Consider the following 11,667-nt stretch of genomic DNA (forward strand, 5'->3'; position numbering starts at 1 on the left):
TCTAATCGTTTCGGCGGTCCGGGTCCACAGCTAGCTGTGGCCACAGGACCGTCGCGGTATTTTCGGCGTGCCGCTCGGCGGAGGCCTCACTGAACGCCTGGCGCATAACAATGCCGCCGAGCAGCATGCCCACGAAGGCGTACGGGTTGATGTTCGGGTTATACAGGCCCTCGTCCATCCCCTTGCGGATCCCCTCCACCATCCGTTCGAGGATTTCGGTTTCAAGGCGCAGACGCCACTGCGACACGAAAGGCTCTGCGCTGGCGATGATGGAGCCGATCAGCCTCACGCCCAGCGTCTCGTCGAGGTAGCGCTGCAGGTCAATCATGTATTTTACGAACTCTGCGCGCGTGGTGGGGAGGTAGATCGGGATCTGGAGCGCGATTGAGTCCAGCGCCGCGGTGATCATCTCGCGGCGGTCAGCGTAGCGGCGGTAGATCGTCGTCTTTGCGACACCACAATCCGCCACAACCTCGTCGATCGTTACAGAGTGCAATCCGCGATCGCGGGCGATGCTGAGCACCGACGCGAAAATCTTCTGCTCGGTTGCTGCCCTACGGGCCGGCCTAAGAATCTTCTGCTGCTTTTCCACGCCGCCATTATTGCACGAATTCTTGCCACCCAAGCCGCGCGCATAGAACAACTACGAGCGTCAATAAGGCGATTCGGACCAACTTGGACCCGCCCTGCAGCACGGTGCGCGCGCCGAGCTGCGCGCCGATGACGTTCGCGATCGCGAGCGCGATTGCCAGCGACCAGTCCACGTAGCCCCCGGCGATGAACACTCCGAGCGCGCCGATGTTCGTCGCGGTGTTGACCACCTTCGCCATCGCCGCGGACTCGAGGAAGGTTTGAGAGAACACAGCTGTAAACGCCATGATGAGGAACATGCCGGTGCCGGGGCCGAAGACGCCGTCGTACCCACCGACGAGCAGGGCCACCGCGACGCCGAGCGCCACCCGGCGCGGCGTGATGATGCGGTTGCCCTCCGACCCAAACGAGGGCTTACACACCACGAAGATGCCCACTGCCAGCAGTAACACAATGATGAGTGGGCGTATCACGGAGTCGCTGACGAGCGCGACGGCCAGCGCACCGCCCGCGGAGGCGCACATCGCGGCGAGCGCGAAGCCCCACGTGCAGCGCGGAACCCCAACCTTGCGCACCATGGTGACCGCGGCGGAGGAGGTGCCGGTGAACGCCGCGAACTTATTCGTCGCCAGGACGGCGGCGGCAGGCATGCCGGTGGTGGACATCAGCACAGGGATGAGCACCAGGCCACCGCCGCCGATGACGGCGTCAATCCAGCCGGCGGTCAGTGATGCAATCAGCAGGGCGACAATCATGCACTAAAGAGTAATATCAACAGCCATGCTTCGTTGGTGTGTGGTCGTCCCGGTGTCAATCGCGCTCGGTTGGGCCTTCAGCGCGCTGCACCTTCCGGCCGCGTGGATCCTGGGGGCGATCGTCGCATCGGGCGCGGTGGCGCTGCGCAGCGGGCGCGACCTTCCCATCAACGAGCTCCTGTTCACGTGCACCCGCGGCGTGATCGGCGTACTGGCGGCGCTGCCACTGGTGGGCATCCCCCCGAAGACGCTGTTGCCGTTCCTGCTGCCCGGCCTGCTGGCCGCGGCGAGCATGATCGGGTTGGCCTACGTGGGCGGCGCGGTGCTCGCGCGCAAGGGAATCTCGCAGGAAACCGGGGTGTTGTCGCTGCTCGCGGGCGGTGCGTCGCTCATGCCGGTCATCGCGAAGGAGATTGGTGCCGACGTCCGCTACGTCGCTCTGACGCAGTACCTGCGCCTGCTCGTCGTGTCGATGACGCTGCCGGTGGTGGCGGGGCTGCTCACTACCAAGCACGCCTCCGCCACGGAGCATCTGGAGCCCTACTGGTGGATGTGGTTGCTGGTGCCGGCGCTGGTGGCGGTTGGGCAGCCGATCGCGAAGGTGCTGCACATCCCGAACCCGTCGGTTTTCGGCCCGATGATCGTCACCGCGGTGGTCGGCTCCTTCATGGACGTGGTCATCGTTCCGCCGGAGCCGCTGAACATCGCAGCGTTCTTGTGCATTGGCTGGGCGTGCGGCGGCGGCCTATCCGTACCTGCCCTGAAGCAGTTCTCCCGCCTGCTGCCGATCACGATCATCTACATCGCCGCCCTCATGGCAGCCTGCGCCGGACTGGGCTGGCTGCTGGCGCTGTGGCTGAACATCAGCTTCTACGAGGGCTACCTGGCCACCACGCCAGGCGCACTCGAGACGGTGCTGGCACTCACCGCGGAGGGCGGGGTGGGCCCGGCGGTCGTGGCGGTCCAGCTGATCCGCCTGATCTGCATCCTGCTGTTCGCGGGTTACCTGCCGAAGTTGGTCAACTGGCAGAATCGCAAACGCAACGGCTAGCAGGCTAGTCGTGGTGGTTGAGCACCTCGTGGGCCAGCATGTCCATCGGCATCGACCCGAGCTTGAGCGCCTTGTCGTGGAACTGGCGCAGCGTCATCCCCTGCTCCAGGGCGCTGTCGCGCAGTGAGCACCAGTCGCGGTAGCCGATGGCGTAGCTCGGCGCCTGGCCCGGCCAGCCCAGGTAGCGGTCCAGTTCGAAGGCGATGTGGGACTCCGGCATGGCGGAGTTGTCGCGCAGGAACGCCTTGGCATAGGCGGCGTCCCACACGCCGGTGCCGTCCGGGGTGGCCTTCTTGAGGTGGACGCCGATGTCGATCATGACGCGGGCGAGGCGGAGCCGGCGGGCGTCGAGAAGCCCCATTCGGAAGCCTGGGTCGTCGAAGTGGCCGTGCTCCCCCATGAGCTCCTCGGCGTAGAGCGCCCAGCCCTCGCCGTGTGCGGAGTTCCAGCACGCGGTGCGACGCCACAGGTTGAGGTCGTTGCGCTGCATGAGCGCGGTGCCGATCTGCAGGTGGTGGCCCGGGATACCCTCGTGGAAGACGGTGGTGAGCTCCTGCCAGGTGTGGAACACCTCCTGGCCCTCCGGCACTGACCACCACATGGTGCCGGGGCGGATCAGGTCGTCGGACGGCGGGGTGTAGAAGATGCCGCCGGAACCGGCGTGGTCAATCGCGCACTCCACCTTGTGCAGGCCCTCCGGGATGGTGACGTCAACGCCGTCGAGGTCCCGCATGACCTGCTCGTTGACGGAGTTCATCCACTCCAGCAGGGCGTCGGTGCCGCGCAGGGTGTAGCGCTCCTCCTCGTTGAGACGCTTGTACGCGCCCAGGATGGTGGCGTCCGGGCCGTAGAGCTTCTGCGCGAGCGCGCGCTGCTCAGCGACGGTTTCCTTCAGCTGCTCCTTGGCCCAGGTGTAGGCCTCGTCGAGGTTGATGCCGCGGCCCAAGAAGAACTCGGAGAAGAGTTCGTAGCGGTCGCGGCCGACGGCGTCGTCGTGGCGGCCGTGTGGCGCGAGCTCGGTGGACAGCCAGGTGGCCATCTCGTCGAATGCAGCCTTCGCCTTTTCGACGACGGCCGAGTCCTCCGGCAGGCCCAGCTGGTCGAAGACGCTGTCGTCATCGGTGAGGTCGCCGCACTGCTTGATCACGGCTTCGATCTGGCGGTACGCAGGCACATTGCCTGCCGACGCCGCCTCCGAAAGCGACGCGCGATAGCCCGCGAGCGCCGCCGGCACCTTGGACAGGCGCGCCTCAATGTGTTCGAAGTCCTCCTTGCTCACCTTCGGCATCAGCGCGAAGGAGTCGCGGATGGTCTGCACCGGCGAATCGATGTTGTTGAGCTGGCGCAGGTCCTCGCCCTGGTGGTGCAGCTCCAACTTGAATGCCATCCGGTCGCGCAGCAGCGAAGCGGTGAGATTGTCGACGTCGTCGAAGTCGTCTTCGTCGTCGGAGGCGTCCGTGGAGTCGTTGAGCGCGTCGACATCGGCGACGACGTCACGGATGCGGTCGGCGACTTCGCCGTAGTACTCGGGGCTGAAGTCCTGCAGGTCACAGTCGTGGCCTTCGAGGCCGATCTCCGTTGCCAGGGTAGGGATCAGCTCGGCGAGGTCGTAGAGAAAGTCTTCGCAGGTGGCGTCGAGTAGCGAAGGCTCGCGTTCTAACTGGGATGCGTGCTCCTCAAGCAAAGGATTGGTCATGGGTAGGCAGTGTAACCGAGGGACACGCTGAATGTGCACCTCTACACCCCATACAAACCGCATTGTCTACCGAGACGGCCCACTCTAGCTCGATAACTGGACAAAGCGGTCTACTACCGGTACATATATTCACATGCCTGCGACACGGACAGCGTTCCATCACCCAATAACCCCCGCCGCCAAGTGCCTGCACCTCATTCGCCTGCAGGAACAGTGCGTGCGACGAGACCTGATCGCAGCCACCGGCCTCTCGCAGCCCACCATCACCCGCGCCGTCACCGCGCTGGCAAACTCCGGCTACATCGTGGAACGCGGCGACCTGTCCGAGTCCACCGGCCGGGGCAGGCCCACCATGCCGCTCGAGCTCGGGGAACCGAACTCGCTGTACGCCGGGGTGGCCGTCGGCACCTTGAGCACCTACATCGCGCTGTTCGACCTCAAGGGGCGCACCCTGCGCAGCATCGATGTGGACATCCCCGTCGCACACATGAGTCCGGATGACTTCGTGCAGCACATCATGGCCGGGCTACACCGCCTCAGCGCCGGGATGGGCCGCCCGCTCGCAACCGTCGGCGTGACTACCTCGGGCACCGTCAACGAGGACGGCGAGGTCACCGCGGCAAACCTCGGCTGGCACGGGGTGCCGATCCGCCAGCAGATGCGGGAGCAGTTCGGCGTGCCCGTCGAGGTCGTCTCCATCAGCCAGGCGATCGTCGGCTCGGAGATGCAGTCGAGCCTGGACATCGACACCCCGCCGGTGATGGCGCTGTTCGCCGATGACTCGCTGGCCTGCGCAATGTCCACCCCGACCGGCGTGATGGCCATCGACGTCGCCAGCGATCACCTGACCACGCAGGGGCTCCTCAACGCCATCGGACAGTCGGCAGTACAGTCACTGCAGGAGGTCGTCGCGCTCGCGGAGCAGCAGTCGGCCACGCGCCAGGCGCTCGACCAGCGCGCACGCGGCCTCGGCTCACTCGTGGCCACGCTTGCCGACGCCCACACCCCCAGCACCGTCGTCGTCGCCGGCAGCGCCTTCATCGACGACCCGCAGGCGCCCGCCACGTTCGCGCGCACGGTGGTCAGCGAGGCCGAGCGCGCCCCGAAGCTGCGCATGATCCCTTCGCACCGCGAGATCGTGCGGGACATCGCGCGCGCGGTTGCACTGGATAAAGTGCTACGTGAACCGCTCTGTCTAGTTTAGATTTGACGCGTTTCTAGAGGATAGGTGTAGAATTTAGCTTCGTTTAATACCGATTAGTCTATAAATCTACACCTGGAGAACTTCATGCACCTTCCAAAGTGGATGACCGGGTTCGGCGCCCAAGTGATCGCCGGCCTGATCATCGGCCTCATCCTCGGGCTCATCGCCGCGGCCAACGACATCACCTGGCTCAGCGAGACGCTCAGCTGGGTCGGCAGCGCCTATGTGCAGCTGCTGAAGCTACTCATCCCGCCACTCGTGTTCACCGCGGTGGTCACCTCTATCGCGAACCTGCGCAAGGTCACCAACGCCGCGCGCCTTGCCTGGCAGACCCTGCTGTGGTTCGCCATCACCGCGTTCTTCTCGGTGATCATCGGCATCATCGTCGGCACCGTCATGCAGCCCGGCGCGAACTCGTCTGTCGACGCCTCCTCCGCCGCCGAACCAAGCGGCTCCGGCTCCTGGCTCGGCTTCCTGAACACCGTCATCCCGTCAAACTTCTTCGGGCTTGGTGTCAAGGTCTCGGAGACGAGCGCCTCGGTGAACTTCAACGTGCTGCAGATCCTGGTGATCTCTCTGCTCATCGGCGTGGCCGCCATCAAGGCGGGCAAGGCCGCGGAGCCGTTCCTGCAGTTCTCCGCCTCTTTCCTGGAGGTCATCCAGGTGGTGCTGTGGTGGATCATCCGCCTTGCCCCAATCGGTTCGGCGGCGCTCATCGGTAAGGCCGTGGCCACCTACGGTTGGGAGGCTCTGGGCAATCTCGGCCAGTTCGTGCTGGCGATCTACGTGGGCCTCGCGCTCGTGATCTTCGTGCTGTACCCGGCGGTACTGGCCGTCAATAAGGTGCCGGTCGGTGGCTTCTTCCGCCGCGTGTGGCCGGTGACCACCCTCGGCTTCGTCACCCGCTCCTCCATGGGCGTGATGCCGGTGAACCAGCGCACCGTCGAGGAGTCGATGGGCGTGCCGCGCGAGTACGCGGCCTTCGCCATGCCGCTCGGCGCGACCACAAAGATGGACGGCTGCGCCTCCATCTACCCGGCGATCGCGGCCCTGTTCGTCGCGCAGTTCTACGGCCTCGACCTGGGCGCGACGGACTACCTGCTCATCGTGATCGTGGCCGTGCTCGGCTCCGCGGCGACCGCGGGCACCACCGGCGCGACCGTCATGCTCACGCTGACGCTGTCCACCCTGGGCCTTCCGCTGGCTGGCGTGGGCCTGCTGCTGGCCATCGAGCCGATCATCGACATGGGACGTACCGCCGTCAACGTCACCGGCCAGGCCGTCGTCGCCGCCATCGTGGCGAAGCGCGAAGGCATCCTGGACGAAAAAATTTGGGACGCCGCAGAAGACGGCGCCCCAGCTCCCCAGCGAGGATAGCGATGCTACTGCTCGTCCGCTGCCCCACCACTGGTGGCGCGCAGCGCGCCGATCACGAGATCTAATGCCGCGCGAACGTTTTCTACGCGTTGCGCGGTTTCTTCATGCTCGCGGTCGCGCAGCATGCCGTCGATCAGGATGTCCTGTGTTCCGGCAGCCATGAAGCGGGCCGTGTCGCGCAGCGTTTCCTCCGTCAGAGCAATTTCTTCGCCTGACTCGATCTGGGTGTAGATCTTCTTCAGGTAGGCGTCCGCCAGAATGTTGCAGATCTTGTCGTTGAGATGGCCGTGCACCGAGGAGTTGATCAGATGCTTGACCGCCTTGTCGTAGCGCTCGAGGTGCTTCACCAGCCGCGCCACCTGGTCCGGGTACGTTTCGTCGATCACGATGTCATTGACGAAAGACTCGTAGGCAGGGAGGCAAATGTCGCACCCCGCAGCCAGGATGAGCGCGTCCTTGTCGTGAAAGTGCTCGTAGCAGGCCTGGCGGCTGACCTGCGCGTACTTCACAATCTGGGACAACGAAAGCTCATCCACCCGGTAATGGAGCAGCAGTTCCTTCGTTGCGTTCAGTAACGCCGTGCGCGTACGAACCGCGCGCGGGTCCATACTAAGTTCACGTGGTGTCATGAATGCAGGATACCTCACTGAGGCAAGCTCATTGCCCTACCGAACACTCCGAACACGCTCATTGCGCGTTTGACGGCTTCCTCGTAATTCTCGGACTCAGTCGCCGACTTCATAAAGATCGAAAACGCGCCGGAGCACAGGTAAGAAGCCACGTCGGCAGCTTCCTCGTCGGTCATCGGGACGACCTCGGCGCGCATCGCCGTCACCATGTCGTGCAGCATTGGCATCTCGGGCGTTGTAAAGCAAGCCATCAGCGTGGCGTGGGCCGGGCCGTTAATCACGTGGCTCAAGAGGCAACGAACCTCGGCGAGCTGCGAGAACAGCGCCTCCAGCGCAGGAGGCATCTCGCCGGTCTTCTTATACGTCTCGATGTAATCGTTCACCGCCGGGGCCAGCGCGCGCTGGATTGCTGCCTTGACGGCGGCGTCGCGGTCCTTGAAGTGCTCGTAGAAAACCTGGCGGCTCATCCCTGCCGCGTTCACAATCTGGGACACCGTGATGTCCTCAACCCGGTGCTCATTCAACAACTCGGTAGTTGTCTTGATGATCGCGTTCCGCGTTTTCACAGCGCGGGGGTCCTGGCTGAGTTCTCTTCGAGCCATACGACACCAACTCCTCTCTGGATGCCCACAAAAGCACCTAATATGCCAGACATGAACCTACATAGCGCAACAGTGGATCTCTTACGAACCCTTATCCAAAATACGTGTGTCAACGACCTTACCCCAACTTCGGGGGGAGAATACCGCAACGCGGCCACGCTCGAATCGTTTTTCGACGGCGCTCCCGTGCGCGTCCAAAAGTATGAACCCACAGATGGGAGGGTGTCTATCGCGTTTACCATCGAGGGTACCGACCCCTCCGCGGAGCCCCTCACGCTGCTCGGCCACACGGACGTAGTGCCCGTCGATAAGGAGCAGTGGACGCACGACCCCTTCGGCGCCGAAATTATCGACGGCCGACTCTACGGCCGCGGCGCCACCGACATGCTGTACATCACCGCCGCGATGGCCGCCGCCACCCGCGACGTGGCCCTGAGCGGCAAACGCCCGCGCGGCACACTGACTTTCGTGGGCGTGGCGGACGAGGAGGCGCGCGGCGGGCTCGGCGCCGGCTACCTCTCGCAGCTCGACCCGGAGCCGTTCAGCTGGAAGAACTGCCTCTCCGAGGAGGGCGGCTCCCACCTGCCGGTGCGCGACGGCTCGGACGCGATCGTCGTGGTGATTGGTGAGAAGGGCGCGGCCCAGCGCCGCCTCGTGGTGCGCGGGGACGCCGGCCACGGCTCCGCCCCGCACGACCGCGACATGGCCGTCACCAAGATTGGTGAGGTTGCTCGCCGTATCGCGTCGGTGCAGCCCTCCGTGACCACCGAGCAGCCGTGGCCGGACTACATCCGCGCCTGGAAATTCGACCCCGAGACCGAGGCCGCCCTGCTGCGCGGCGAAGGCTACGAGGCGCTCGGCGACCTGGCGCGCTACTCGCACGCCATGAGCCACCTGAGCATCGCACCGACGGTGCTGCGCGCGGGCGAGGCCATCAACGTACTGCCGTCCATGGCCTACATGGAGCTGGACATCCGCCCGCTGCCCGGCCAGAGCCAGGAGTGGATCGACGAGCAGCTGCGCACGGCGCTCGGCGACCTGGCCAGCGAGGTGGAGATCCAGCACCTCATCACCGAGGACGCCACCATCTCCCCCACCGACTCGCCGCTCTATCAGGCGATCTGCGAGACCTACGCCGAGTTCTTCCCCGACGCCGTGGTGGTCCCAACTATCGCCGCCGGCGGCTCGGACCTGCGCTTCGCGCGCCGCAAGGGCGGGGTGGGCTACGGATTTGCGATGCACGCCCGTGAGCGTCACCTGGGTCAGGTGCTGGATTTGCTGCATGGCCACGACGAATACGTGGATATCGAGGACGTTCACCTCACCGTGGACGCCTACCGCAGCCTGATTCGGCGCTTCCTCGACGCCTAACCGGGTGTGACAGATGGGGCTGATGTGACATACTGGCGGCTATGAAAATTCGCACAGCTGCACTCACCGCACTCATGGCCGCCACCGTTTCTACCGGCGTGGCCTCCGCTGACGCCATCGACGACGCCCTGGCAAAGCTTCCCGCAGGCCAGATCTCCTGCGATCAGGCATCCCGCTACTGGACCAACGACGCCGACTTCAACGCCAAGAAGCGCCAGGCCCAGACCATCGCAGCCTTCGACCGCCGCGGCCCGCAGATCCAGGCCGCGCTCGGCCGCGTGGAGGAAGCCGCCAACCGCTGCGGCCTGCGCGGCACCACCGGAAAGCCGGCAAGCCAGCAGAATGCCCAGCCAGCACCTGCCCGGCCCGCTCCTGCACCTGCGCCGGCTCCCGCACCCGCACCAGCCCCCGCACCCGCACCCGCACCGCAGGGCACACCTGTGATCACGCTGGCACCCGCCAACGTGCCCACCTTCGACATGCCGGTCGCGGGCGCGGTCACGCTGCGCCTGCCGGACCTGTCCGTCATTGCCCGGGAGCTGCTGGCCAAGTACGCACCGGGTTCCTCCCTGCCGTTCTAGGCCGTTCTAGCGGTTAGACAGCAGACCACTCGTAGCAGGTCTCGCCCCCGGACGTGATGCGCACGCCCGGCGCGGGGTCGAGCCAGGCGGTCACCGTCGCGCGCTCCGAACCGGATTCGAGCGCCACGGTGATCGCCTCATTTGTTTTGTCGGTCACCTCGAGGGTGGCGGTTTCGAGCCAGCGGTGGCGGCGTCGAAAAGCGATGAGCTTCTTGTGCTCCTCGAAGATCCACTGCCCCAGACTCGAAAGCTCCGCGGGGCTGGCTGGCAGCGGCGGGCGCACCGGGTCGTCGGCGGCAAAGCCCTCCCCGCGCAGACCCTCGAAGCCCTGCTCATCGCCGTAGTAGATGCTGGGCATGCCGGGCAGCGCCATGAGCAGCGCCGTGGCCACGAGCGCGCCATCCTGCCCCACCTTCGAGGCAATCCGGTCCACATCGTGGTTGCCGACGAACGTGTTCGGCACCATGTGCTCGCACAGGTCGCGGTGACGGCCCAGCGCGTGGTCGAGCTCCCAGAAGTTCACGTCCTTGATGGAGGACCACAGGGCCTTCCACAGCTCGTACTGGGTGACGGTGTCCAGGGTGCCCGCCGCGGCGATCTCGGCGTAGTCGCCGTGGATGACCTCGCCGAGGAAGAGCGCGTCCGGGAACCGCTCGCGCACGCGCGCCAACACGGTGCGCCAGAACTCTGGCGGCACCGAGTACGCCACGTCCAGGCGCCAGCCCGTGATGCCGCGTTCGAGCCAGTAGCACATGACGTCGGTGACCAGGTCCGCCACGCGCGGGTCCTCGTGGTGGAGGGTGGCAAGCTCGCCGTGGCCTTCCCAGTCCGTATCGCCGGCCAGGCCCTGTGCCACTAGCGGGTGGGTGCGCGCGACGTGGTTGAACACGCCGTCGAGCATCACGTGGATGCCGCGCTCGCGGCAGGCCGCCATGAGGTGGTCGAAGTCCTCGTTGGTGCCCAGGCGCGGGTCGATCTGGAAGTGGTCAAGGGTGTCGTAGCCGTGGGACACCGATTTGAAGATCGGGCCGAGCAGCAGCCCGTTGCATCCGAGCTCGATCAGGTAGTCCAACCAGGGCTCGAGCTGCCGCAGGCGCGGCGCTTCGTCGTGCTCCTCGCGGATCGGTGCGCCCGTGGCTCCCAGCGGGTAGACGTGCCACCAGATAATGTCTGACGTGGACAAGTTCCTCACACTTTCTATTGAGCAAAGCTCAGTACTGTAGGGTGGTGTCCATGACACAACCACGACGGAGGCTCAGCGTCGAGCAACGCCAGGAAGAAATCCTCGCCGCTGCCACGGACATCTTCTCCACCACACCTTACGTGGAAGTCTCCACCCAGGACATCGCCGACGCCTGCGGTGTGTCCCAAGGCCTCCTCTTCCACTACTTCGAATCCAAGGCTGGGCTCTACACCGCCTTTCTCAAGGCACACACCCAACCGCTTTTCGACGACCACCTCGACCCCAACACCGACACCCACGAGGCCCTCCGCAGCACCCTGGAGCGCTACCTCAACCACGTTGCCGAGCACCCGTTCGTGTGGCTGGCCGGTCGCCGCGGCGGCGCCGAACCCACCGAGGCAATCAACCTGCGCATTGAGATGCGCGACGCCTCCGTCGAAACGCTGTGCTCCCTGCTGGACCGCGACGACGAGCACGCCGCACGCGCCGCATCCGGGATGCTCGGCTTCCTCGACGCCGTCTGCATCGACTGGGTCGACGAAAGCTGCCCCGCCCCCGAACGCGACGACATCATCGACACCGCCATCGGCGCACTCACGGGGGCACTCGCCGCTACACAGAAGTAGC

Annotated in this window: 12 protein-coding genes; 6 read left to right on the forward strand and 6 right to left on the reverse strand. The window is 65.4% G+C overall.

What is annotated here, in order from left to right; translation table 11 throughout:
- Position 1: 1 nt before the first annotated feature.
- Together JMN37_RS04820 and JMN37_RS04825 are read right to left on the reverse strand one after the other, a co-directional pair.
- On the reverse strand, positions 2 to 592 hold the full coding sequence (locus JMN37_RS04820) for a TetR/AcrR family transcriptional regulator (RefSeq protein ID WP_168156206.1): 591 nt from the start codon (positions 590 to 592) through the stop codon (positions 2 to 4).
- A gap of 7 nt (positions 593 to 599) precedes the next feature.
- Positions 600 to 1,346, reverse strand: a complete 747-nt coding sequence (locus JMN37_RS04825; protein ID WP_252931184.1) for a TSUP family transporter — start codon at positions 1,344 to 1,346, stop codon at positions 600 to 602.
- A gap of 25 nt (positions 1,347 to 1,371) precedes the next feature.
- Here JMN37_RS04825 and JMN37_RS04830 point away from each other — a divergent pair, with 25 nt between their 5' ends.
- The gene (locus tag JMN37_RS04830; protein WP_252931185.1) at positions 1,372 to 2,397 is read left to right on the forward strand and encodes an AbrB family transcriptional regulator; all 1,026 of its coding nucleotides are present in this window, start codon (positions 1,372 to 1,374) and stop codon (positions 2,395 to 2,397) included.
- A gap of 4 nt (positions 2,398 to 2,401) precedes the next feature.
- Here JMN37_RS04830 and JMN37_RS04835 read toward each other — a convergent pair whose 3' ends face one another.
- Positions 2,402 to 4,093, reverse strand: a complete 1,692-nt coding sequence (locus tag JMN37_RS04835; protein ID WP_252931186.1) for a DUF885 domain-containing protein — start codon at positions 4,091 to 4,093, stop codon at positions 2,402 to 2,404.
- A gap of 133 nt (positions 4,094 to 4,226) precedes the next feature.
- On the opposite strand from JMN37_RS04835, the gene JMN37_RS04840 reads away from it, so the two are divergent.
- On the forward strand, positions 4,227 to 5,297 hold the full coding sequence (locus JMN37_RS04840) for an ROK family protein (RefSeq protein WP_252931187.1): 1,071 nt from the start codon (positions 4,227 to 4,229) through the stop codon (positions 5,295 to 5,297).
- Positions 5,298 to 5,381: 84 nt separating this feature from the next.
- Positions 5,382 to 6,674, forward strand: coding sequence for a dicarboxylate/amino acid:cation symporter (locus JMN37_RS04845; protein WP_070363318.1), 1,293 nt, complete (start codon positions 5,382 to 5,384; stop codon positions 6,672 to 6,674).
- A gap of 5 nt (positions 6,675 to 6,679) precedes the next feature.
- Here JMN37_RS04845 and JMN37_RS04850 read toward each other — a convergent pair whose 3' ends face one another.
- Positions 6,680 to 7,303 (reverse strand): TetR/AcrR family transcriptional regulator, encoded by a 624-nt coding sequence (locus JMN37_RS04850; protein ID WP_083290935.1) that lies wholly within the window; start codon positions 7,301 to 7,303, stop codon positions 6,680 to 6,682.
- A gap of 14 nt (positions 7,304 to 7,317) precedes the next feature.
- The gene (locus JMN37_RS04855; RefSeq protein ID WP_070479015.1) at positions 7,318 to 7,905 is read right to left on the reverse strand and encodes a TetR/AcrR family transcriptional regulator; all 588 of its coding nucleotides are present in this window, start codon (positions 7,903 to 7,905) and stop codon (positions 7,318 to 7,320) included.
- A gap of 51 nt (positions 7,906 to 7,956) precedes the next feature.
- On the opposite strand from JMN37_RS04855, the gene JMN37_RS04860 reads away from it, so the two are divergent.
- Together JMN37_RS04860 and JMN37_RS04865 are read left to right on the forward strand one after the other, a co-directional pair.
- Positions 7,957 to 9,276 (forward strand): M20/M25/M40 family metallo-hydrolase, encoded by a 1,320-nt coding sequence (locus JMN37_RS04860; protein ID WP_252931189.1) that lies wholly within the window; start codon positions 7,957 to 7,959, stop codon positions 9,274 to 9,276.
- 41 nt (positions 9,277 to 9,317) lie between these two features.
- A complete protein-coding gene (locus JMN37_RS04865) occupies positions 9,318 to 9,857 on the forward strand; it encodes a hypothetical protein (protein ID WP_252931190.1) in 540 nt (179 codons plus the stop codon).
- A gap of 13 nt (positions 9,858 to 9,870) precedes the next feature.
- Here JMN37_RS04865 and JMN37_RS04870 read toward each other — a convergent pair whose 3' ends face one another.
- Positions 9,871 to 11,040: an alpha-amylase family protein gene (locus tag JMN37_RS04870; protein ID WP_070363322.1), complete on the reverse strand. Its 1,170-nt coding sequence runs from the start codon at positions 11,038 to 11,040 to the stop codon at positions 9,871 to 9,873.
- 50 nt (positions 11,041 to 11,090) lie between these two features.
- On the opposite strand from JMN37_RS04870, the gene JMN37_RS04875 reads away from it, so the two are divergent.
- Positions 11,091 to 11,666 carry a TetR/AcrR family transcriptional regulator gene (locus JMN37_RS04875; RefSeq protein WP_252931192.1) on the forward strand — a complete coding sequence of 192 codons (576 nt, stop codon included), beginning with the start codon at positions 11,091 to 11,093 and terminating at the stop codon, positions 11,664 to 11,666.
- The last annotated feature ends 1 nt before the right edge of the window (position 11,667 follow it).

Source organism: Corynebacterium lipophilum (genome assembly GCF_024102595.1).
In the GTDB taxonomy this organism is placed as follows: domain Bacteria; phylum Actinomycetota; class Actinomycetes; order Mycobacteriales; family Mycobacteriaceae; genus Corynebacterium; species Corynebacterium pseudogenitalium.

Bases quoted from the DNA above. Each gene is read 5' to 3' on its own strand.
- JMN37_RS04855 (WP_070479015.1), bottom strand. From the start codon at position 7,905: ATGGCTCGAAGAGAACTCAGCCAGGACCCCCGCGCTGTGAAAACGCGG.
- JMN37_RS04825 (WP_252931184.1), bottom strand. From the start codon at position 1,346: ATGATTGTCGCCCTGCTGATTGCATCACTGACCGCCGGCTGGATTGAC.
- JMN37_RS04835 (WP_252931186.1), bottom strand. From the start codon at position 4,093: ATGACCAATCCTTTGCTTGAGGAGCACGCATCCCAGTTAGAACGCGAG.
- JMN37_RS04830 (WP_252931185.1), top strand. From the start codon at position 1,372: ATGCTTCGTTGGTGTGTGGTCGTCCCGGTGTCAATCGCGCTCGGTTGG.
- JMN37_RS04860 (WP_252931189.1), top strand. From the start codon at position 7,957: ATGAACCTACATAGCGCAACAGTGGATCTCTTACGAACCCTTATCCAA.
- JMN37_RS04840 (WP_252931187.1), top strand. From the start codon at position 4,227: ATGCCTGCGACACGGACAGCGTTCCATCACCCAATAACCCCCGCCGCC.
- JMN37_RS04875 (WP_252931192.1), top strand. From the start codon at position 11,091: ATGACACAACCACGACGGAGGCTCAGCGTCGAGCAACGCCAGGAAGAA.
- JMN37_RS04865 (WP_252931190.1), top strand. From the start codon at position 9,318: ATGAAAATTCGCACAGCTGCACTCACCGCACTCATGGCCGCCACCGTT.
- JMN37_RS04845 (WP_070363318.1), top strand. From the start codon at position 5,382: ATGCACCTTCCAAAGTGGATGACCGGGTTCGGCGCCCAAGTGATCGCC.
- JMN37_RS04850 (WP_083290935.1), bottom strand. From the start codon at position 7,303: ATGACACCACGTGAACTTAGTATGGACCCGCGCGCGGTTCGTACGCGC.